The sequence below is a fragment of the Vibrio sp. CDRSL-10 TSBA genome (genome assembly GCA_039696685.1).
In the GTDB taxonomy this organism is placed as follows: Bacteria; Pseudomonadota; Gammaproteobacteria; order Enterobacterales; family Vibrionaceae; genus Vibrio.
In genome coordinates, this window is sequence record CP155565.1 from 1,292,019 (window position 1) to 1,315,129 (window position 23,111).

General features: G+C 50.6%; 8 protein-coding genes and 10 pseudogenes. 11 read left to right on the plus strand and 7 right to left on the minus strand.

All coding sequences use genetic code 11. The annotated features are described in order from the left end of the window. The 6 genes and pseudogenes from ABDK09_06315 (at nt 1) to ABDK09_06340 (ending at nt 6,921) form a co-directional block, all read left to right on the plus strand. On the plus strand, nt 1-645 hold the full coding sequence (locus ABDK09_06315; protein XAW87756.1) for a chemotaxis protein CheD: 645 nt from the start codon (nt 1-3) through the stop codon (nt 643-645). Then, nucleotides 642-1,689, plus strand: a pseudogene (locus tag ABDK09_06320) (chemotaxis response regulator protein-glutamate methylesterase). The gene ABDK09_06315 and the pseudogene ABDK09_06320 overlap by 4 nt, the downstream one beginning before the upstream one ends. A gap of 25 nt (nt 1,690-1,714) precedes the next feature. Beyond that, nucleotides 1,715-2,938 carry a methyl-accepting chemotaxis protein gene (locus tag ABDK09_06325; GenBank protein XAW87757.1) on the plus strand — a complete coding sequence of 408 codons (1,224 nt, stop codon included), beginning with the start codon at nt 1,715-1,717 and terminating at the stop codon, nt 2,936-2,938. 54 nt (nt 2,939-2,992) lie between these two features. Beyond that, entirely contained in the window at nt 2,993-3,292 is a 300-nt protein-coding gene (locus tag ABDK09_06330) for an STAS domain-containing protein (GenBank protein XAW87758.1), read from the plus strand. A 38-nt stretch (nt 3,293-3,330) separates the two neighbouring features. Beyond that, a pseudogene (locus ABDK09_06335) lies at nt 3,331-5,032 on the plus strand (fused response regulator/phosphatase). 493 nt (nt 5,033-5,525) lie between these two features. After that, nucleotides 5,526-6,921, plus strand: a pseudogene (locus ABDK09_06340) (FapA family protein). Between the two features lie 177 nt (nt 6,922-7,098). On the opposite strand, the gene ABDK09_06345 reads toward ABDK09_06340, so the two are convergent. The 3 genes and pseudogenes from ABDK09_06345 to ABDK09_06355 all read right to left on the minus strand — a co-directional run bounded on the left by ABDK09_06345 (nt 7,099) and on the right by ABDK09_06355 (nt 10,560). Continuing rightward, nucleotides 7,099-9,009: an EAL domain-containing protein gene (locus ABDK09_06345; protein XAW87759.1), complete on the minus strand. Its 1,911-nt coding sequence runs from the start codon at nt 9,007-9,009 to the stop codon at nt 7,099-7,101. Nucleotides 9,010-9,014: 5 nt separating this feature from the next. Continuing rightward, a pseudogene (locus tag ABDK09_06350) lies at nt 9,015-9,681 on the minus strand (transglutaminase-like cysteine peptidase). A 45-nt stretch (nt 9,682-9,726) separates the two neighbouring features. Continuing rightward, nucleotides 9,727-10,560: pseudogene (locus ABDK09_06355) on the minus strand (HlyD family type I secretion periplasmic adaptor subunit). 23 nt (nt 10,561-10,583) lie between these two features. Here ABDK09_06355 and ABDK09_06360 point away from each other — a divergent pair. Together ABDK09_06360 and ABDK09_06365 are read left to right on the plus strand one after the other, a co-directional pair. Continuing rightward, nucleotides 10,584-11,611, plus strand: a pseudogene (locus ABDK09_06360) (IS630 family transposase). Nucleotides 11,612-11,665: 54 nt separating this feature from the next. Continuing rightward, nucleotides 11,666-12,692, plus strand: a protein-coding gene (locus ABDK09_06365; GenBank protein XAW87760.1) for an IS630 family transposase whose coding sequence is annotated in 2 segments (ribosomal slippage) — nt 11,666-12,115 and nt 12,117-12,692 — 1,026 coding nt in all. Because the reading frame shifts where the segments join, the coding sequence is not laid out codon by codon here. A 16-nt stretch (nt 12,693-12,708) separates the two neighbouring features. Here ABDK09_06365 and ABDK09_06370 read toward each other — a convergent pair. Next, nucleotides 12,709-13,297, minus strand: a pseudogene (locus ABDK09_06370) (biotin/lipoyl-binding protein). Nucleotides 13,298-13,593: 296 nt separating this feature from the next. Here ABDK09_06370 and pdxH point away from each other — a divergent pair. After that, entirely contained in the window at nt 13,594-14,229 is a 636-nt protein-coding gene (gene pdxH / locus ABDK09_06375) for a pyridoxamine 5'-phosphate oxidase (protein ID XAW87761.1), read from the plus strand. 42 nt (nt 14,230-14,271) lie between these two features. On the opposite strand, the pseudogene ABDK09_06380 reads toward pdxH, so the two are convergent. The 3 genes and pseudogenes from ABDK09_06380 to ABDK09_06390 all read right to left on the minus strand — a co-directional run bounded on the left by ABDK09_06380 (nt 14,272) and on the right by ABDK09_06390 (nt 18,435). Then, nucleotides 14,272-14,989: pseudogene (locus ABDK09_06380) on the minus strand (helix-turn-helix transcriptional regulator). Nucleotides 14,990-15,305: 316 nt separating this feature from the next. Further along, nucleotides 15,306-17,163, minus strand: a pseudogene (locus tag ABDK09_06385) (SUMF1/EgtB/PvdO family nonheme iron enzyme). Between the two features lie 168 nt (nt 17,164-17,331). Beyond that, nucleotides 17,332-18,435, minus strand: coding sequence for a PEGA domain-containing protein (locus tag ABDK09_06390; protein XAW87762.1), 1,104 nt, complete (start codon nt 18,433-18,435; stop codon nt 17,332-17,334). A gap of 436 nt (nt 18,436-18,871) precedes the next feature. On the opposite strand from ABDK09_06390, the gene ABDK09_06395 reads away from it, so the two are divergent. After that, on the plus strand, nt 18,872-19,696 hold the full coding sequence (locus tag ABDK09_06395; protein XAW87763.1) for an AraC family transcriptional regulator: 825 nt from the start codon (nt 18,872-18,874) through the stop codon (nt 19,694-19,696). A gap of 272 nt (nt 19,697-19,968) precedes the next feature. Beyond that, a pseudogene (gene putA, locus ABDK09_06400) lies at nt 19,969-23,090 on the plus strand (bifunctional proline dehydrogenase/L-glutamate gamma-semialdehyde dehydrogenase PutA). Nucleotides 23,091-23,111 lie beyond the last annotated feature (21 nt).

Genomic DNA, 23,111 nt, shown 5'->3' on the forward strand with positions numbered 1-23,111 from the left:
ATGGTAAGTGAAGTCGTGACCCATACACCGTCATCGCAGGCATCGTTTGAGCGTTTTCCGCACAACAGGCCTGACCAGCCGTGGGTTAAGGTTGCGCCCGGTCAGGTATATGTGACCGTGGATCATGAAATTATTACCACAGGTCTTGGCTCTTGTGTGTCAGCCTGCATTTGGGACCCCTGCGCAGGTGTTGGTGGGATGAATCACTTTCTGTTGCCGTTTGATACCACCGCCGAACTGCATCACTGGAAAGCCGATGAACTGTTATCGAATGCATCCCGTTACGGGTGTTATGCGATGGAAAATCTTATTAATCAATTGCTTAATCTTGGTGCTCAGCGCGGTCGCCTGAATGTGAAACTGTTTGGTGGCGCGCAATTGCTGGGGTTCAAATCGCTGATTGGAATTAAGAATGTGGAGTTTGTCCTCGGTTATGTGCAGCGTGAAGGCCTGAATGTGGTCGCTAAAGATCTAGGCGGTGTCGAACCGCGCCGGGTACTGTTTGATCCGAAGTCGGGCCGAGCCTGGCTGAAACGTATTCCTTGTCCGGAAGTGATGCAGATTCGCCGTAGTGAAGAGTGTTACTCCAGCCAGGTAGAGCAGCAACGGCCTGATACGGACAACAATGTGGAGTTATTCGAATGAGTAAAATGATCAAAGTGTTGGTCGTGGATGATTCCCCGGTATTCAGGGCGCTGCTGACTCAGCTGATCGCATCCGATCCGGATCTTGAAGTCGTCGGCAGTGCTGAGGATCCCTATCAGGCTCGCGATATGATCAAGCGCCTCAATCCGGATGTGCTGACGCTGGATATCGAAATGCCCAAAATGAATGGCGTACAGTTTCTGCGTAATCTGATGCGTCTGCGTCCGATGCCTGTGGTGATGATCTCAACCCTGACCCAGCATGGTGCCGATGCAACACTCGCGGCACTCGAAGCCGGTGCAGTGGATTATTTTCCTAAGCCTTCGGTCGATAACACGGCGGATATGGTGAATTACAAAACGCTGGTGAATGAAAAACTCAAAATGGCGGCCGGAGCGAATGTGGCCAGCAGCCCGAAGCCGCCAGCGAAAGTTCCTGTGGCGATAACGCCCTGCGCAACCCGGATTCAATTGTTGGCCATTGGCGCTTCCACCGGCGGTACGGAAGCGCTAAACAGTGTTTTATCTGCGTTACCGGCAGGTTTACCGCCCATCGTGATCACTCAGCATATCAGTGCCCAGTTTACTCCTTCATTGGCGAAGAGGCTTAATGCCAATAGTGCGGTTGAAGTGGAAGAGGTCAAACAGCGTCAGGTATTGCTGCAAAGCGGACACGCCTATCTTGCGCCCGGAGATCAACATCTTGTGGTCACGCGTCGCGGTGCCGAATTGCACGCGTTGCTGGATGACCGGGAGCCGGTCAATCGTCATAAACCGTCAGTGGATGTGATGTTTGATTCGGTGGCGGAAGTTTCTGGCCGACAGGGCGCTGGGGATGTTGCTGACCGGAATGGGGCAAGACGGAGCTAAGGGAATGCTGAAAATGCGCCAGAAGGGCGCGGCAACCGTCGCGCAGGATGAGCGTAGTTGTGTGGTGTGGGGAATGCCCAGAGTTGCAATTGAACTGGGTGCTGCCAAGGATGTGCGGGCACTCAGCGCGATGCCGCAATGGATTGGTGAACATATTCATCTGAATAAAAAATAACGGATAGCGGCCAGCAGGAGTCAGTATGCAGAAAAGTAAAAACTCTATCAAAACAGGCGGCGTTGTATTGGTACAGCTGGTGCTACTGGCTGGCATTCTGACGCAGGGTGTATCAGCAGGTCTCGGGAGTGCGATTGTGCTGATTGCGCTGCTCCCCTGGTTGCTGAGAGCGACTTCGTCTTCCTCAGCTTCTGCAAGCAGCGCAGATTCGACGGCGTATTCGGCTCAGATCAAGTCCGGCGCCAACAATAAAACTCAATCTGCTGTCGCCTCAACGGCTGGTTCTTTATCTCAGCCAGAGCGAGGTGATGCTGCTCAGGTCAAACGCTTGCAGGCCGTGATTAACCAGAATATCGAACGTATCAAAGAGCCTTTGGTCAAGCAGCACAACATAGTGGATGAGTCGGCCGAAACTTTAAATGAAAGCTTTTTTGGTTTGCAGACTGTCAGTGAGCAGCAGTCGGAAATATCCAGCACCTTAGTGAATAATCTGCTCGCCAATCAGAACAGTCAGTACAACTTGAAAACGGTCCTGCCGCGCACCGAAGCGATCATTAATGAGTTTATTGCCACCTTGCAAAATGTATCGAACAAAAGTACGTCAGCCGTGAGCAGTATTCACGATATGTCGGACAAGCTGGATGTGGTGTTTAAGCTGCTTAATGAGGTACGTGGATTATCTGAGCAGACAAACCTTCTGGCGCTGAACGCGGCAATTGAAGCGGCCCGCGCTGGTGAAGCCGGCAGAGGCTTCGCGGTGGTCGCGCAGGAAGTGCGCAATTTATCAGTGAAAGCGGAAGCGCTCAATAACCAGATCGAAAAAGAAATTCAGATTGCTCAGCAAACCGTGAAAGCGGCCAACCATACCGTGGGTGAGATGGCGACCATCGATATGTCTCATATCGAAGCATCGAAGCAGTCGGTCGATGACATGCTGCAGGGGGTTCAGCAGGTCAATACTGAAATCGAACGTGAAGTTCAGAAAATACAGGAGCTGGGCCAGACGCTGGTGCAGCATGTGGGCGATGGGGTACGTTGCCTGCAATTTGCGGACATCGTGATGCAGCAAGGCGATTATGCGCAGGATTCTTTGCATTACCTGGAAGAGGCGTTGCAGTTACTCGATAAACTTCACCACGGTGGAGTGGAGAGTGCGCACATCGAACAATTGGAGCAGAAAACCTCTAATCGCAGCGCTCCGGCTGCCAGTCAAAGCAGTATGGATGAGGGTGAAGTTGAGCTGTTTTAACGACGGACGTTTTGACAGTGAGCGGATTAAAGTTGAGCGTTTTAAGGACGAGATATGGCGATTGAAACCACGATAGATAACGATAACAAGCATGTCACCATTGCGGTTGAAGGGACTTTTTGTTTCAACCTGGTGCAAGATTTTCGGAGTAGTTATGCCAAACGGTTTGATCATGAGTTTACGGTTGATATGCGTAAAGTTGACTATATAGACAGTACCGCTTTGGGCATGTTGCTGAATATGAAGAACTATCTCGAACAGCCCGATGGCATGATCCGCATCGTCAATACGCTCCCTCAGGTGCGCAAGGTATTGATGATTTCGCGTTTTGATAAGAAATTTACTATCGAATAAGCACTGACTATCGAATCGACAGGGAGAGTAACGTACCTATGCGCGTAATTGTTGTGGATGACCATGCGACCAACCGTCAGTTGTGCCGTTTTATGCTCGATAGCGTCGCGGAGCAAATTGATGTCTTTGAGAACGGTGAAGGTGTGGTGGCTGCTATGCAGCAGATGGAAGTGCTGCCGGATCTGATTTTGCTGGATGTGATGATGCCGGTAAAGGATGGTTTTGTCACTGCGCAGGAGATAAGAGCGGCGTTTCCTAATCACTACATTCCCATCATTTTCCTCACCGTGCTGGATGACCATGACTCGTTTGAGCGCTGTTTATCGCTTGGCGATGATTTTATTCTCAAACCGGTTGAGCGCAGTGTGCTGATTGCTAAGGTCCAGGCACATTTTCGGGTGGTAAAAATGCACAAAGAGGTGATGGAACAACGTGACCAGCTGCAACGATTTCGTGAACAGGTGCAATATGACTTCGCTATTTCTGAGTCCATTTTTTCCAATCTGATGGAGGAGATGGGCGAACAGGTTGAACACATTTTCGGTATTGAATACATCTCGACGCCATCGACCATTTTTAACGGCGATCTGATCGTGATTGCCAGCCGGCCTTACGGTGGTATCTATGTGATGATCGCGGATGCAACCGGTAATGGACTTCCGGCTGCGATTTCCACGCTGCCTGCTACGCGAACCTTTTTTTCAACGGCAGCTAAGGGGTTGTCCTTAGGAGAGATGGTTTCAGAGCTCAACCGCTCTCTGGAAAGTTTTCTGCCAACCGGGATGATGCTGGCCGCCAGCGTGTTTGAAATCAGAGCCAATGGGTTTGAAGTTTCCTGGTGGGGAGGAGGATTGCCGGATGGCTATATTCTCGACAGCGACGGCAGTGTGGCTAAGCGTCTGGTGTCGTCTCACATGCCAATGGGGGTACTTAAACCGGAAGAGTTTGAAAGTGATGTCATGCACTTTAAATTGGATCCGGACCAGCGCATTGTCTGCTACACCGACGGTATTACCGAAGCGGAAAATGACGCCGGGGAAACTGTTCGGTGAGCAACGATTGGAGGCCTTGCTGGGTAAGGTTTCGCAAGGTGCCTTAATTCCAACCTTGTACGAAGAAGTGCAGCGTTTTGCCAAACCGGGCAAAGCCGATGATTTGTCGGTGTTAACCATGACGTTTCCCCTGGTAAATGTGAATAAAGGTCAGGTAAATCAGCCATTGATGTTAGGTAAAGTTCCCCTGAAAACCTCACTTAGCTTTCCCGCTGCTGTAATGAAACGCATCGCAGTCATGAATGAAATGCGCACTTACCTGAAAGGGATAGTGCTGGGTGGCGAACATCTCGATTTATTGTGTTCACTGCTTTCAGAGTTGTTCAACAACGCTATTGATCATGGCTTGCTTGGCCTTAATTCTGAGATGAAAGATGATCCGGACGGTTTCTTACTCTATTACCAACAAAGAGAAGAGCGTTTGCAGCAACTGGATGAATCGCACTGGATTCGGCTCGACATCGATTTTCAGCCGCAGCGGTTGCGGATTGAATTCATGCTTGAGCACAGTGGCGTGGGGTTTGATTATCAGCAAAATCGGGCTGAAAACCCCGATGTATCTTATGGGCGCGGCATCCTGTTGGCCTCGACACTGTGTGAATCCCTGCATTATTCCAATGAAGGTAAATGCGTGCACGCCGTGTACCTGTTTAACGAAGAGCAACCGTTCCCTAACCTGATGACTTAACCAAAGCAAGAGCAAGCTGTGCACCGGGGAGTCGATGGCTGGCACATTTACACTGTAAACCTGGCGATAGGCTGCAGCTTGCCTGACTCTGCACAATACACTGTGGCCAAGAAGTGACGTAAGCCTGACTTTGCTACTCGTTTTATTCCGACCTTGTCTCAATTTCTATACACTGTATATCAAAACGACAGCTATGCCGTGAAGGTTATTCAGGATGTGGAATGAATTGATTGTTCTCTCCGAGGACAAAATCCAGGTGATCGCAAAACTGAATGGCGACAAAACCATCGCCAAGGAGTTTTCTGAGCAGGGATTGAACGATGCTTTGGTTCAGATCGGGGCAAGGAAATATTTTGTCGACCAGGATGCAGTTAAACGTTTTATTAATTGTGCCAAGGAAATGAAACGTGAAGCTTACGACGGGATAGTCGTGGCGCTGCAGCGTGATGCGCAGGTGGAAGTCGTACTGACCGAGCAGGACATGTTGGCGAGCATGCTGGTCATCGGCGCGTATGGCGGCCGTGGTTTGCACGGCAGTGAACTGGTACAGGCTTTAGCGGATGCTCAGGTAGTTAAAGGGATAAACAAATTAGCCCTCAAGAAAGTTCTGCTGATGAGTAATACACTCAAGCCCGGAGAAACCTTCACCCAGCCTGTCGCGCGTGGCAAAGAGGCTGTGCAGGGGCAGGACAGTCAGTTTATTGCGCTGGTGGAGGATGTCAGCAAACGCATTCTCGCGCCGCAAGAGCGTAAAAGTGACGATAAAATTGATATGCGAAACCTCGGTGAGACGGTGACTGTTGGCGAAAATGAGCCGGTCATGCGGCGTCAGCCGGCGACTGAGGGGGAAGCAGGGTACACAGTGCAGGGTAAAGTAATTGCGCCGAGACCCGGCATCAATAGTGAGCTGTTGCCAGGCCGTGGAACGCATCTTTCCCCTGAGGATCCCAACCTTTTACTGGCGAGTCAGTCCGGTATGCCGATCATTAAAAGTAAAACCATCGATGTCGATAACGCGCTGTGCCTCAATAACGTCAGCATCGCGACCGGGCACGTGAAATTTAAAGGCAATGTCGTTATAGCCGGTGATGTTGAGCCGGGCATGGTTGTCCGGGCCACAGGTTCAGTCACCGTTGGCGGGTTTATTGAATCGGCTGATGTGCAAGCTCAGGGAAACATCGAAGTTGGCAAAGGCATCATAGGTCATACCGTTTCTGAAGGTGAAGCGAAAAGCTGTGTGGTGAAATCCGGTGTCAGTATCAAAGCAAACTACGCTCAGTTTTGTGAATTGCAGGCGGCGGAAAATATTCAGATCGCTGTCCACTGTATGAGCGCGGAGGTGCGCTGTGGCGGAGATTTACTGGTACTGGACGATGCTGAAAAACAGGGCACGTTAAGCGGTGGTGTGACTAAAGTGGGTGGTAAAGTGACCTGCCTTAACTTAGGCGTTGAGGGGGATACCGCGATGAATGTTGAAGCGTTTGCACGCTTTGCCTGGTACAAAGACCGGATGGCCAAGCACAAAGAGCAGTACAAACTGGCTCAGGAAGAGACCATGGACATTATTCGCCGTGAGCTGGAATTCAAAAAACGCCCGAAAGCCGAACGTAGCGATGAAGAAGAAACTGGAGATTGATAATGCCAAGGCTCAAGCCAACGCCAAGCTGGAAAAAGTCAAATCGGCGCTGGATATTCTTAACGATGAATTTGAAATCGCGCTGGAAAATAACGTGGTTGATGTGAAGGGCAAGGTATTTACCCACGTCAGCGTACAATTTGGCGATGAACGAGTAACGACAAAGCGGGTCCATGGCCCTTCTATTTTCAGCTTTAATCAATATGAAATTCAGCTCTCGTCCAAACTCGATGAGGAAGAGATCGGGATTTAGCCGCATCCGGGGTCAAGCAGGCCTCGGTGCTGATGTGCGGTGAGACCTGTCATCATCTGACCATTCCATTCGACCCAACCATCTGACCAAACAAAAGGGAGCGCTGACTCCCTTTTGCCATTCTCCCTAATCATTTTCGGTCCTGAGGTGCTGCAGGACGTTTTATGAAAGATCGACTCAGCGGTCGAAAATAAAGCCTTGGAAGACATCAACAAAGTGCTGGGCAAGAAAATCGAGCTGCTCTCTGGTTTCAACCCGCGATGCAATGGTGGTGATCCCGAGATCGTGTGCAGTGCGCGAAATTGAGGTCAGGGTAAGCTTCTGTTTGTCATCGTCTAGATGGTGGGTAAACAGATAATCTAATTTAACATATTTGGGTCTGAACTCATTGATATAAGCCAGAGACTGGAAATTGCGTCCGTAGTTATCCACGCCAAATTCGGCGCCTACAGTGCGCAGTGCGTGACAAAACAGGGCGGTGTGGTGCGGCGCATTAACAAAACAACTCTCCGGTATTTCAAAGTGCAGTTTGTGGGCCACGGCTTTGCTGCGGGTCAGTAGCTGGGTGACCCAGCGGATAAAGCTGGGTTGCTCAATACTGCTTTGTGAAATATTGACTGCCAGGGTGTCGCTCAACTCACCGGATTGCAGTTTATCAACCATGGTCTGCAACACATATTCATCAAACAGGTGAGTGGCATGCAGTTGCTCCAGCGCGAAAAGATACTGGTTCGCGCTGTATCGGACATGATCTTTTTCAATCGCAGAAAACACTTCACGGTGAAACGTGTGTTGTGATTCGTCGTTGGCCGCCTGGAAACGGAATGTAAACCAGTCGTGCTGAATAGCTTCTTCGACCAAAGCTTTCCACTGTTGTTTACCCATCACTAACTGATTATCGGAGCTGGCGATAAAACCATAATCGAGTTCAGGGTTGGAGGTAGAGGCTGCCAGCGCATTATCCAGCAGTGACAATAGTTCGGTCGTTGTCTTGGTTTCTTTGTTGTACACCACCCCCAAGGCGGCTTGTGAGGCGGTCATCGCGGTCTGATCCGGGGTGACGTCATGGACGCAGCTCACGATCGTGCTGGCCACTTCACGCAGTTCCGCTTCTGCCATATTCGGAATAATAAAGCCAAATTCACTGCCGGAGATACGTGCCAGGGTCAGATTAGGGGCAGAGAGCGATGCTTTCAACTGCACAGCCAGCTGGCGCACCATGTTATCACCGGCTTCATAGCCTTGCTCTTCGTAACCCTCTTTGATGAAGGGAACCTGGAGCATGGCAACGCCACCCAGGCCATGTACACTCAGCCAGGCGTTGAGCTGGTTCATATAGTAAGCACGATTGCCTAATTGCGATACCGGGTCGATATAGGCCCGCTCACGCAGTTGCTGCGCTTCCTGAGCCTGAGCCTTGAAGTATTTCTCGACCTGGGCAGACATACTGTTGATCCCGTCGACGACTGCAATCAGATCCCGGGTATCCGGGCGTGGCAGCGGATCGCCGAATTGATTACGCCCGATCTGCTCCATTTTAGCGACGATCATTTGCAGCGGTTTAAGCGCATGACGAACAATCAGGGCAATTGCGGTCAAACCAAGCAAGGTAATCGCCCCGAATGCGAGGCACAGCCGGATAAGCGCCTGCCAGAGCTGGATATAAGCTTCTCCGGGATGGCTGATAATTTCCACCTCAGCCAGCTGCAGCCAGCCACTGGTGACGATTCTGCTGTCGTGAATTGGCTCAAACAGATTGAGGTTGGTGAACCACTGCGGAACCTGGCTTGGTTTGACCGGATAGGTACGGACAATTTCACTGCTGTCATCGAGAAATGTCAGCCGCACAACCGAGTATGTACTGCCATCAAACAGCGCGTTAATCACCGATTCGGCGGCTACGCTATCTTTATTTTCCAGATAAGGAGCTAACGCCAGCCCGACGGTATTGATGGTATTGCTGACTTCGGATCGCTGCTGCTGCTCAAGATTATTGCGCGTCGTATTAAATTCAATAATGAATACGCAAATCATCAGCAGAATCAGCACGGTAACCATGCCCGCGACCAGTTGTTTGTATAGTGTCATACTCGCTACTCATCGTAATTAATTAACGGTTTATTCAGACTCAGGGCCCGCTCGCGCGAGCGTAAATCATTCCATAGGCTGAGACGGGATGAATTGCCGGCCAGCTCGCCACTTTTGGACTTCATCAGCCACAGGTTCTGACCGTTAAAGCTGTAGATTGGCAGTAAATCGCGTCGGCTGGAGGCGGGTTTGATCTGCGGATTAATGTTATCCAGGATCACAGGTTGCGCGTTTGCACTGGCGTAGTAGGCCAGCACCATATGGAATTGATTGAGCTCGATCGCTTTGACATAAACCAGACGCAATTTTTTGTCGGACACGCCCAGTTCCAGTAAAGAAAAATATTTGGCAATAGTGAAATCTTCACAGTCGCCGGCATTACTGCCCAAAAACTCAAGGGGAGTGGCCCAGTAGTCGTTCTTACCCCACAATACGATGTCGTTGACAAAATAGAGCTGGTTGAAGAAGTTGTTGACCTGGGTAAGCTTATCCTGCTCTGACAAAGTGCGGAAGCGGGCCATTTCCCGCCGCCAGGTTTCGACCCTTTTGCCGGCGCGTTTCTCCATAGGTTGTGGTGACGGCATCAACCCAGCGCTGCTCTTTGGTGTTTAATGCCCCGGCCAGCGACGAAATCACCATGGCTGTCAGTAGCCATAGCCAACGCATTCTCATTGTTTGATACCTGGTACAAGCGACGTCATAAGGAGTAGTTCCCTGTTACTCTCGCAGCGCGTTGCTTTTGGCGCTGAGAATGGGGTTGAGCATATAGTCGAGAACACTGCGTTTGCCGGTGATAATGTCTACTGAGGCGGTCATGCCGGGAATAATGGGCAGCGTTTCTTCGTTGCCAAATGACGTTTGTTTGGTGCGTACCCGTACCAAATAGAAGCTGTTGCCTTCTTCGTCCTCGCTGGTGTCGGCGCTGATATGCTCAAGAGTGCCCTCCAGGCCGCCATATCGGGTGAAGTCATAAGCACTGAACTTGACGACGGCCGGCAACTCCGGGCGCAGGAAAGCGATATCCTGCGGTGCTATCTGCGCTTCAACCAGTAGCGTGTCTTCGGTCGGCACTATCTCAACGATATCCATCCCCGGTTGAATAACACCCCCCACGGTATTGACGTTAAGGGTTTTGATGGTACCGGTGACCGGTGAGATGACCACGGTGCGATTAACCCTGTCTTCCAGACCAACCGTCGACTCCGTCATTGCGGACAACTGATCCTGGGCTCGGTTGAGTGCTTCCTGCTGACGCGAACGAAACGTTAGTGCTGCGTCGATGCGACTGAGCATGGACTCGCGGATGGAGGATCTCAGCACGGGAATTTTTAGTTCACTTGATGTCAGTTCACGCCGCGTATCGTTGACCTGACGCTGCAGTTTGAGCAGATCGATACGCGGCACCACGCCCTCTTCGGCCAGAGGCTGAGTGATTTCCAGCTCTTTGTTGGCGTAACTGTAGCTTTGGCGCAGGTTACTTACCCGGGCCTGAATCTCAATCAAATCCTGTTGTTTTTGTTTTATACCAATCGCACTAATTTTATGATCTAATATCAGCTTCAATAGGAGCTGATATGACGACCCCTGACTTCCCAAAACTTATTCGTGAAACATCCGATGCTAGGATGCGTACGAGACTTCTTGCTATATCTCATTTCGTGGATGGAAAAAGCCGCACTCAGATCGCCAAATATTTAAAAGCCAGCCGTACCAGTATCAATAACTGGGTCGCGGCTTATTTAAAGAATGGTGTTGAAGGCTTGGTAGAAAAGCAGCATACAGGCCGTCCTCCACGACTGACTGAAGACCAGCTATCTCAGTTAAAGCTGTACATCACTTCCAATGCGATTAAGCCTGAAGGTGGCAGACTACAGGGGACAGATATTATTGAATTCATCCATGAAGAATTTGGCCTATCGTACAGCTTATCAGGCATCTATAAGATATTGAGAAAGCTTGATTTAGTTTGGATAACAACGCGTTCAAAGCACCCAAAGCAATCTGTAGAAGCACAAGAAGCTTTTAAAAAAATTCCCAATAGAAACGATCCTTAAGATCCCAGGACATGTTGCTTTAAAAGATGTTCAAATCTGGTTTCAAGATGAAGCCAGATTTGGCCAGCGCAACACAACAACCCGAATATGGGCAGAAAAAGGGACTCGTCCCAGAGCGGTACAACAACAGCAATTTGAGTATGCGTACCTATTTGGAGCGGTGTGCGTTAATACCGGAGAAACTGAAGCTATTGTTGTTCCGATGAGCAACATGGAAGCAATGAAAGAGCAACTCAGGCTCATTTCTCAATCCACACCCGCAGACAAACATGCTGTCGTCATCATGGATCAAGCCAGTTGGCATCAAAGTTATCTTGCTGATTCATTCAAGAAACCTGACTGTCATTCATATACCGCCCTATTCACCGGAACTCAACCCAATAGAGCAGGTATGGAGTTGGTTGCGTCAGAACGAAATAGCCAATAGGTGTTTTGAATGTTACGACGATATTGTCGACAAGCTGTGTAGTGCTTGGAATCGTTTTTGTGCAGACAAAAGCAGAGTCATTTCGCTCTGCTTTAGAGATTGGACTATATTGACCAGTTAATTAGTGTGATTGGTATAATTTTATGATCTAATATCAGCTTCAATAGGAGCTGATATGACGACCCCTGACTTCCCAAAACTTATTCGTGAAACATCCGATGCTAGGATGCGTACGAGACTTCTTGCGATATCTCATTTCGTGGATGGAAAAAGCCGCACTCAGATCGCCAAATATTTAAAAGCCAGCCGTACCAGTATCAATAACTGGGTCGCGGCTTATTTAAAGAATGGTGTTGAAGGCTTGGTAGAAAAGCAGCATACAGGCCGTCCTCCACGACTGACTGAAGACCAGCTATCTCAGTTAAAGCTGTACATCACTTCCAATGCGATTAAGCCTGAAGGTGGCAGACTACAGGGGACAGATATTATTGAATTCATCCATGAAGAATTTGGCCTATCGTACAGCTTATCAGGCATCTATAAGATATTGAGAAAACTTGATTTAGTTTGGATAACAACGCGTTCAAAGCACCCAAAGCAATCTGCAGAAGCGCAAGAAGCTTTTAAAAAAATTCCCAATAGAAACGATCCTTAAGATCCCAGGACATGTTGCTTTAAAAGATGTTCAAATCTGGTTTCAAGATGAAGCCAGATTTGGCCAGCGCAACACAACAACCCGAATATGGGCAGAAAAAGGGACTCGTCCCAGAGCGGTACAACAACAGCAATTTGAGTATGCGTACCTATTTGGAGCGGTGTGCGTTAATACCGGAGAAACTGAAGCTATTGTTGTTCCGATGAGCAACATGGAAGCAATGAAAGAGCAACTCAGGCTCATTTCTCAATCCACACCCGCAGACAAACATGCTGTCGTCATCATGGATCAAGCCAGTTGGCATCAAAGTTATCTTGCTGATTCATTCAAGAACCTGACTGTCATTCATATACCGCCCTATTCACCGGAACTCAACCCAATAGAGCAGGTATGGAGTTGGTTGCGTCAGAACGAAATAGCCAATAGGTGTTTTGAATGTTACGACGATATTGTCGACAAGCTGTGTAGTGCTTGGAATCGCTTTTGTGCAGACAAAAGCAGAGTCATTTCGCTCTGCTTTAGAGATTGGACTATATTGACCAGTTAATTAGTGTGATTGGTATTACTTGTTGTGACATGACTGACAACTGGTTGCGCAGGTTATCCAGATCCTGACGGTATTGGGCGCGCTGGCGATCGGCCAGTTTCTGGTTGGGCTGCGAGCAGCGAGGGAGGGAAGGCGAGCTTGTTGTAGTCAATCAGCACGGCTTGCTGCCACTCGTTTTCGCTGAACGCTTCATTGACCACGACACTGGCCAGTGAAGCGGAAAGCTGCAGTACATTGGCGGTCAGGTTGGCGACCTGCTGTTCACGCTCACGGTAGTCGGAACGAAAGCGGGTGTCATCAATCAGCAGCAGTTGCTGGCCTTTACGGACCTGTTCACCTTCACGCACCAGAATTTGTTTGACCAGTCCGCCCTCCAGATTCTGCACCACCTGAATCTGCGATGAGGGTACGACTTTACCCTGACCGACGGTGACTTTGTCGATTTGCGCCCAGGCAGCCCAGGCCACCGCTATGAACAAAAACAATACCATCACCCAAAGCATGATGCGGGCGCTGCTGGGAGTGTTGAGCAGCAGCGCCGCAGTTTGATCATCGACAAAGTCCAGTTCGCCGTCAGCGTTCTGATCTTTGCCAAACCGGCCCATGGATAACCGTTGCTTAGAGAGGTGCTCGTGATTAGCCATGACTCATGGCGAGATCCTGCGATAGACTGAAACCGTCCCCGGTCTGGTGGCGACCGGGAGTGGCGCTGAAACTGCCAAGAGTCTCAGACGTGTGGTTAAAGTTTAGACGGTTTCTTGGCGGTTAAGCGGGGAATGAGTCAAGAGTCGCACTGCAACCATCACAGAGTGTGAAGTGATCGACAAAGGCTTTCGTTTGTCATGGCTTGAGTTATACGGCGTATAGGCGCACAATCGGCAAAAAATAACGAGGAGTAGAAATGGAACTTTCAGACATTCGCCGTGAATACATTCAAGGTGGTTTGCGCCGCAAAGATTTGCTGGCCGATCCGGTGCAACAGTTTAACTTATGGCTGCAGCAGGCGATCGACGCGAAGTTAACCGATCCGACCGCGATGACCGTTGCCACAGTGGATGAACAGGGTCAGCCATTTCAACGTATTGTGCTGCTGAAAAATGTCGAAACTGACGGTTTCGTGTTTTATACCAACCTGGCCAGCCGCAAAGCGCAACATATCCAGCACAATAACAAAATCAGCCTGCATTTCCCGTGGCACCCGCTTGAGCGTCAGGTCCACATCACAGGTACGGCAGAAAAACTGAGCGCGCTGGAAAACATGAAGTATTTTACGTCACGTCCGAAAGAGAGCCAGATTGCCGCGATCGCCAGTCATCAGAGCAGCCGTATTTCTGCCCGTGGCGTATTGGAAGGTAAGTACCTTGAGCTGAAACAGAAGTTTGCCAAAGGTGAGATCCCGGTACCGAGTTTCTGGGGTGGTTTCCGTATTCGTCCGCACAGCATTGAGTTCTGGCAGGGAGGTGAACATCGTCTGCACGATCGTTTCATTTACACCCGTCAGGAGAGTGGCTGGGATGTGGATCGTCTCGCGCCGTAACCGACACTCTTTTGTTGGTCATCCCGTTTCACACACGCCGCTTTAAGCGGCGTGTTCGTTTTTCAGCACCACGGAAAGCTGGGTTTTGAGCAGGGTTTGTGGGATAACCGAGCCAAAACCGAGGTCCAGTGCCCGGTCGAGCAGGCTCTCTTTACTGGGGACGCCGAATTTGGTGCGCAGGCGTGCCTCGTAACCTTCAACGGTTTTGATTGAAATTCCCATCACGCGCGCAATGTGTTGCGGTTTTTTGCCGTACAGCAGCAGAAACAGAGTTTCCGATTCACGGGTGGTGAGCTTGGGCAGTTGCAATTCATCATGATTGGCACTTTTAAGCGCTGAACTTAAGCCTGTCGCGCGACACACCCAGTGTCCGACTTCGAGAATGGCGGTATCCGTCAGTTTCCTGGCCGTAAAAAATGGTGCCGCGAACTTTACCCTGCGCATCGCGCCACGGACTTTTGGTAAAGATGTGAGCATGCCAGCGTCCATCCGGGTAGGGGTGGATGTCGAGAACTTTCAGTGAGCGACCGGTTGTGATCACGTAGCGATCCTGCTCCTGAAAATCAGCGGCGCAGGCAACGGTCGGACTTGGCATATCAAAATCGGTCAGACCAACACAGTGCTGCATGCTCTCCACGCCGATCAGCGCAGAATAGGCCTCATTGGCATAAACAAAAACAGAGTTCAGATCTTTACAGCCCCAGTAACCGGGTAACTGTTGAAACAGTGATAACTGTTCTGCGGTGAGTGGATTTGACACAACATAATTCCCTTGTATGCAACCGGGTTATGATACCAAGGTGGTGGGGTAAAGTAAGTACTCAGTGCGGGTTTACGGGGTGAAAACATAAAAAAAGCCAGCCTGAAGACGGGCTGGCACAAATACAAGAAACATATCTTGTCGACGTGTAGAAGAGGTTCCATGAATTCAGCGAGGGTCTGCCGAAAACACAGAGGCATCAATAAGATACCCGGCGTCAAGGGACCCTTAACGCCTGCGACAACTATATTAAAGCTGCCAGCAACGCAAAAGGGGGGATTTCCCCCCTTTTAGCTAATTTACGCAAATAGTTGCGTTACAATTCACGTAAAACCCGAAAGCCAACGTAATTGGCGGCCGCTGAAGGGGCAATAAACAGCTGACTGTCCGCCTTAGCCATCTCCGGCGAAAAGCTCCAGGCGCCGCCTTTTGCTAAGCCGCGTGTATCTGTGGTCCATTGCCAGACGTTACCGACGACATCGTAGAGACCCAGTGGGTTAGCATCAAAAGCGCCGACCGGAGAAGTGCTCTTGTTTGACCATGGAGTGCCGCCCCAGCCAGTATTGGCTCTTCCGCTGCCAAAACGTTCACCCCACCAGTACGCGGCTTTACTGCCGGCGCGGGCGGCCGCTTCCCATTCATCTTCACTTGGCAGGCGATAATGGAAGCCGGTTTGTTGTGACAGCCATTGAGTATACGCTTTGGCGTCGTTCTGGCTGATACAGACCACCGGGGATTGCCTTGACTGCTTAAATCCTGGGTTGCGCCAGTAACTGCCCGGCATCGGCGCGACTTCCGCCTTGTCGACCGCAATACAGAGTTTTTGCAATTCGGCATCAGTCTGGTAGCCAGTCTGGTTAACGAAGGTTTCAAACTGAGCCACGGTTACTGGTGTGGCGCTGACTGCGAAAGCATGATCAAGGTGAACCTGACGCGATGCATTCTCACCCAGCAGGTATTCGCCGCTTAGTAATGTGACCATTTGCGGCGCTTTGACATCGCCTTTCAGCGAGTCGGCAAAAGTATGTCCCGCTTTAAGCGGGTTGGCCTGCTCGCGCAGCACAGCACGTAGCGTATGGTCTGAGTTGATGCTCAGTTCCTGATGGAAGGCGCGGTAGCCCTCTTTGGCCACCGTAATCATGTGACTGCCGACCGGCAGCATAATATCGACCGGTGTGCTGCCGTAGCTGACGCCATCCACTGAAACGGAATCCTGGTACTGGTTCGAGCGGATCAGCAGGTTTACCCATGCGACTTCTTTCTGTGGTTGCGGCTGTGCGCTATCTCCGGGTGCAAAACAGTATTGCGATTCGACGTCCAGCAGTTTACACGGGGTATTTTCCGCCGGACGGGCATTCAGCTGTGCGGCGATCACGGTTTTGAATCGGCTGCCGTCAAAGAAACCCGGCATCTTTGACTGTATGGCTCAGTACGTGAATATTGAGCGCGACATCCGCCAGATGCTGTTTGACCTGCTTAGATTCTGTGGTTTGATCGATCAGCCAGGCCTGATACTGGGTGACTGCTTTTTGCAGCGCCAGATCCGTGGTCTGTTTGGCACACTGGGCCAGGGTCATGTCTGCCTGGCAGGCGTTGGTGAAGCTGACCGTCTGCTCGCCTTCACGTTTGAGTTCGTTTCTCAGCTGTTCAACCCGGGCACGTACTTTATCTTCATCAAGCCGGGCGATTTTCTGCTCAATCAACTGCTGTGCGGCTTTGGCTTCGCTCAGCGCGGATTGCTGTTCCTGAAGTTTCTGCTCTGCTTGCAGACGTGTTTGTTGGTTCTGTTTCACCTCTGCCCAGGCGGACTGATAGGCATTCTGGGCCGCAGAGATATCCAGATCCGGTTCATTGGTCATCGCCTGATACTGCTTCGCCAGTGTCTCTTTGGCCTGCTGCAGCGCTTTGTCGAGCTTGGCAGCCCGCTGCGTCAGGCGGTTGACCTCACTGAGCTGATTGTCTGCAGCCGTTTGCTGAGCCTGAGTGCTCTTTTTGGCCTCTCGCAATGCGCTGTGCTGGCTGAACAGGGCATCGTCGATGCTGACAACGCTGGAGCTGTTGGCGACGTCGGATGCATTGACAACGTCGGATGCCGAAGCTTGTTCCGCCATCAAAGGTGTTGCGAGCATGTATGGCGAAAGTGCAAATAACAGAGCGGGTAAACCTTGTCGCATGAGTATCTACTTCAGTTAAAATTGAACAAATCCTGACGCTATTCTAAATGCAAACGCCATTCTGTCATTAGCTATCTTTCAGTAACTTGATGACAAAATGGCGTTATAGCTACATGTCGTTATAGCTACAGGCGGTAATGGCGCAGCCAGGGCAGTCAGTCCGTTTTATCAGCTGTCTTTATTGGGTCTGAGTTTAACCCACACCGTGTCATTACCGTTGACGGTGATCACGCGGTTGTAACTTTCGAAACCGTCTTTGGATACCGTCACCTGATGGCGACCAGCCGGCAGGACGATTTCAACCGGCGTGCTGCCATAGTTGATGCCATTGATGGTAACGGAATCATTGTATTGATCTGAGCGCACCGTGACGTTGGCCCATGCCTTGTCCTGCTTGCTGCTTTTGCTCTCAGCGGCACCCTGCAGGCAGTAACGGCTGGAAACATTGAGCATTTTACACGCTGCGACCGCTTCCGGCTTGGCCTGCAGCTGTGCCTGCATCTGAGTAAAGTACTCGCTGTTGCCTTCAAATCCGGCACGCTGAATCTGGCTGTCCTGAACGTGAATATTCAGTTCGACACCACTGAGATTTTGCTTCGCGATCACCGACTCGCTCAGGCTGTCGAGCAGCTGGGCGCGGAAAGTTTTAACCGCTTTTTGTTTGGTCAGGTGCAGGCCCTGGCTGGAACATTCGCCCAGTGTCATCGTGGTGGAACAGGTGGTTTTATAGCTGGTTTCCACGACAGCACTTTCGCGCAGTTCGGCTTCAAGGCGTTTTACCCGTGCCTCGATCTTGCTCTCTTCGAGGTTGGTGTATTCGGTTTTCAGACGCGCCTGTTTCTGCTTAAGCTGTGAAAGGCGCATTTCGCTTTCGGCGATGGTCTGTTGGTTGGTCAGCTGTTCTGACTGATTCTGTTTGACCGCAGCCCAGGCGTCCTGATACTGCTTCTGGAAGGTAACCAGATCGGTCTCCGGGTCTTCCAGCATACGGCTGTACTGTTTGTCCAGAGCCGACTTCGCGCGGTTACGTTTGGCATCCAACTCGTCGCCATCACGCTTGAGGCGGGCTTGATCGTTCTTTAGCTGTTGAAGCGTCGAACTTTCAGTGTCGAACTCAGATGCGATAGCATCAAGTTCGTTCTGTTTTGTACTGATTTTTTCATCGATGGCGGTCACAGGATCGACCTGTGTAACTTCATCCGCGTACACCGATGCAGATACCCAAACTGGGCTTAGCGCAAGCAGTAGCGCTGGGAGGCGATGTTTGATCATAGGTCCCTGCAACATTTATATGAATCCACTGCGAGCAGTGGGAAAGACAAACTTTTGACAGCAGTATTAACTGGCTTAATACCCTGGCTTTGGTCATGCAAATTGCCAGCTCTCTGGCGAAAAAGTCACACTCATCTGACATTAGGTCGCTGATTTTGTGAATCTTATAACTCTGCAAACTCCATTTTGAGCAGATTATCGAAATATGCAAGCACCGATTTCCGATCTGGTTGACCGTTTTCCTGATTGAACACACATTGACCGTAATTTATGTGCACTTGATCATTGTTCCGGTCGTGCTACAAACCACACGCCCGCTTTACTGACAAATCAAAATATGCATTTGATTGTTTATTGGTGCGCCGGCGCAGCACTGATTGTCGCTTATGATAGAATTGTAATAAAATGCAGGTCTGTTTCGTCGGGTAGAATGATCATGAGTACTTTATCTTCAGCCAATTCGCTCATCAGCGAGCAAAGAGCCAAACTTTTGTCGCCGCGTCCGGCGCAACTGATCACTTTGCCTTCTTACATGCACTGTCATGATCACAGCTATACCCAGATAGTGATTGGCCTTAAAGGCCAGGCCGAATTCGAAGTGGGCGGAATGGGGAATATTGTTAATCCTGGTCAGGGCTGCGTGGTGACTTCAGGCACCGGCCATGCGTTTGGTGGCATGGTCGGGCAATCCGACATTCTGGTGCTTAATATGCCTCAGCCGTGCGACGATGATCCGCTCACACTGCACAAGCTCAATGAACTGGCAGGTAAGGACACTTATTTTAAGCTCGATAACCAGATTCAGAAATTGGTCCAGATGCTGGTGCAGGAAATGCAAAGTAGTCCGGATGACATGCTGCTCAGCCGGGCATGCAGTGATACGGTGCTGGCACTTCTGCAACGCCATATTTCGGCATTTGATGCCCAGCGTAAAGAGTCCCGTTTTGACCTTGATGCAATCGATCGCTACATCGAACAGCATATCAGCCGACGCATTTCGGTGGCGCAGCTCGCTGGCAGTGTATTTCTTGGCGAAAGTCAGTTTCATATGCTGTTTAAGGAACAGATGGGTATTACGCCGCATCAGTATGTGCTTGGAAAACGAGTGGATATGGCCAAGTCATTGATAGAAAATGGAAATTTAACACTTGGTCAGATTGCTGAGTTAAGCGGTTTTTCCAATCAAAGCACCTTTACCCATACTTTTTCCCGTCTGCAGGGCATTTCTCCGTCGCGCTACAAAAAGACGTGCCGCAACTAATCACTACAAAACTCCAGTTTTAATGAGAATTATTCTATAACCCGGCGTGAATCTATCAGCGCCGGGTTATTTATTTGCGTAATAAGCTAAATGAACAGCATTTTATTTTATAAATAATGCTGTGATTCTGTTTTTGTTTTGTTAAAAAGCCAAGTTTTTGGCAAAAAGCTCGGAGTTTTTGACAAGTATTCTCGACGCGCTCAAAATACACTGCGAGTCATTGTAGGAAAACCCGACTCAACGGATATCGGGTATGAGATTGAGGAAAACGCATGTTTACTGCAACTGATGTGTTGAACGCTGAGTTTGTTGAGCAGCCGCTTAGCCAACTTTGGTCACAGATCTCGCCACTTTACATGGTGGACGAAACCCAATGGCTCAAACAGCTTCTGCCTTTGGCGACGCCAAGTGAGGAAGAAAAAACCTCGATGGCGGTCAAAACGACACAATTGATCGAAGCGATTCGTCAAGACAAAAAAGCGATTCAGATGATTGATGCATTGCTGCTCGAATACAGCCTGGATACCCAGGAAGGTATTCTGCTGATGTGTCTGGCGGAAGCGCTGATGCGCATTCCGGATACTGAAACCGCGGACGCGTTCATCAAAGACCGTCTGGGCGTGGCGGACTGGAAATCTCATTTGAAGAATTCTGATTCTGTGTTTGTCAATGCGTCAACCTGGGGTCTGATGCTGACCGGGAAAGTGGTCGGCCTGTCTGACAGCCAGAGCACCAGCCCGGTTTCAGGCAGTGAATCGCCTGGTCAATAAACTGAGTGAGCCGGTGATCCGCAAAGCGATGCATCAGGCGATGAAGGTGATGGGCCATCAGTTTGTCCTGGGGCGTAACATCAAAGAAGCGCAGAAAAACGGTCGCGTGATGCGTGATAAAGGTTTCACCTACTCATTTGATATGTTGGGTGAAGCGGCGCTGACGACGGCGGATGCGGATAAATATTTTCAGGATTACCTGATGGCGATTGAAGCGGTGGGCCGCGACAAGTACGGACTGGAAACCAGCCCGGCGCCATCAGTATCGATCAAACTTTCTGCTCTGCACCCGCGTTATGAAGTGGCGAACCACAGCCGGGTGATGAGTGAGTTGTATAACACCTTGATCCAACTGTTGGACAAAGCGATTGAGTTGGATGTGGCGATCACCATTGATGCCGAAGAAGCGGATCGTCTTGAGCTGTCGCTGGAACTGTTCGAGAAAGTGTATCGCAGTGACAAAGTGAAGGGGTGGGGTAAGTTTGGTCTGGTGGTACAAGCCTATTCCAAACGTGCGCTGCCTGTGCTGGTATGGCTGACCGCACTGGCAAAAGAGCAGGGCGATCTGATTCCGGTGCGCCTGGTGAAAGGGGCATACTGGGACAGCGAGATCAAATGGTCTCAGCAGAGTGGTTACACCGGCTATCCGGTCTATACCCGCAAAGAGGCAACTGATGTATCTTATCTGGCTTGTGCGCGTTTTTTGCTCAGCGAGCAGGTACGCGGTAACCTGTTCCCACAGTTTGCCAGCCATAATGCACAGACCGTTACCGCGATTGCAGTGATGGCTCAGCATAAAGATTTTGAGTTCCAGCGTCTGCACGGCATGGGTGATGCTTTGTATAACCATGTGATGGCGACTTACAAGCAATCGGTCCGTATTTATGCGCCGGTGGGCAGTCACAAAGATCTGCTGCCGTATCTGGTGCGCCGTCTGCTGGAAAACGGTGCCAACAGCTCATTCGTACATCGTCTGGTTGATGCGCGTTGCCCGATTAACACCTTGACTCAGCACCCGGTTGATATGCTGCTTGAGTACGAGTCATTAAATAACCGCCAGATCCCGTTGCCGCCGCAGATCTTTAACCAGCGAGCGAACTCTTACGGTGTCAATATTGATATCGAAAGTGAAGCTAAGCCGTTCGAAGATCAGGTGAATGCGTTTTTGAACAAGCAGTGGCAGGCAGCACCGATCATCAATGGTCAGACTCAGTTCGAAAGCATGATCAAGGCTGAAAACCAGCCCGAGATCGTGACAGCACCGTACGATCGCCGGATCGAAGTGGGTCAGGTCATGCATGCCAACCTTGATCATGTTTCCGAAGCGATCGAAGTTGCTCAGGCCGCGTTTGCGCAGTGGAGTCAATCTCCGGCCGGCCAGCGCGCCGAGAAATTGGACAAACTGGCGGATCTGCTGGAAGCCAATCTGGCCGAGCTGGTGGCACTGTGTCATCAGGAAGCTGGTAAAACCGTTCATGACGGGATAGATGAAGTGCGTGAAGCGGTGGATTTCTGCCGTTACTACGCCCAACGAATTGATGACCTGGCTGCGTTTACGCTGCAAGGATTCGACGGCCAGAGCCGCCAGGTGACCCGTTCAGGGCGCGGCGTGTTTGTCTGTATCAGCCCGTGGAACTTCCCGCTGGCCATTTTCCTTGGTCAGATCACCGCCGCTTTAGTCGCGGGTAACACTGTGGTGGCGAAACCTGCTGAGCAAACCAGCCTGATTGCGGCCCGCGCGGTTGAATTGATGCTGGAAGCCGGTTTCCCGGGCGGGGTGATTCAACTGCTGACGGGACGTGGTGCTGCTATTGGTGGTGCGCTGACCTCGCACAGCGCGATTGCTGGCGTGGCCTTTACCGGCTCAACTGCGACAGCGCAGCGTATCAACCAGACTCTGGCGGAACGTGATGCGGATCCGGTGCCTTTTATTGCTGAAACCGGTGGTCAGAAACGCGATGATTGTTGACAGTACTGCCTTGCCAGAGCAAGTGGTGCGTGATGTGCTGCGCTCTGCCTTTGCCTCTGCCGGCCAGCGCTGCTCGGCGCTGCGCGTACTGTTTGTTCAGCAGGACGTCGCTGACCGTATCATCGGCCTGATTAAAGGGGCGATGCAGGAGCTGTCTGTGGGCACACCTTACCTGCACAGCACGGATGTTGGCCCTGTGATTGATGGCAAAGCGAAACAAGGGTTGCTGGCGCATATTGAACGTATGAGTCAGAGCCAGAAAAAAGTGGCTCAGCTTGAGCTGGGTGAGGCTTGTGCCCATGGTGATTTTGTTGCGCCAAGCGCATTTGAAATCTCAGGGATTGATTGTCTGACTGAAGAGCAGTTTGGCCCTGTCCTGCATATTGTTCGCTTTAAAGCGAGTGAGTTGACGCAGGTGGTACAACAAATCAACGATACCGGTTTTGGTCTGACTATGGGTATCCATAGCCGTAACGAAACCACCTATCGCTGGATTGAAAAACATGCTCGCGTGGGTAACTGCTACATCAACCGCGATCAGGTGGGTGCTGTGGTTGGCGTACAGCCGTTTGGTGGCCAGGGTTTGTCCGGCACCGGACCAAAAGCAGGTGGCCCGCACTACCTGTACCGTTTTACTCAAGTTCAGTACAGCTAATCGAACCAGCGAAGGAGATAG

Bases quoted from the DNA above. Each gene is read 5' to 3' on its own strand.
- ABDK09_06390 (XAW87762.1), bottom strand. From the start codon at position 18,435: ATGATCAAACATCGCCTCCCAGCGCTACTGCTTGCGCTAAGCCCAGTT.
- ABDK09_06395 (XAW87763.1), top strand. From the start codon at position 18,872: ATGAGTACTTTATCTTCAGCCAATTCGCTCATCAGCGAGCAAAGAGCC.
- ABDK09_06315 (XAW87756.1), top strand. From the start codon at position 1: ATGGTAAGTGAAGTCGTGACCCATACACCGTCATCGCAGGCATCGTTT.
- ABDK09_06330 (XAW87758.1), top strand. From the start codon at position 2,993: ATGGCGATTGAAACCACGATAGATAACGATAACAAGCATGTCACCATT.
- ABDK09_06345 (XAW87759.1), bottom strand. From the start codon at position 9,009: ATGACACTATACAAACAACTGGTCGCGGGCATGGTTACCGTGCTGATT.
- ABDK09_06325 (XAW87757.1), top strand. From the start codon at position 1,715: ATGCAGAAAAGTAAAAACTCTATCAAAACAGGCGGCGTTGTATTGGTA.
- pdxH (XAW87761.1), top strand. From the start codon at position 13,594: ATGGAACTTTCAGACATTCGCCGTGAATACATTCAAGGTGGTTTGCGC.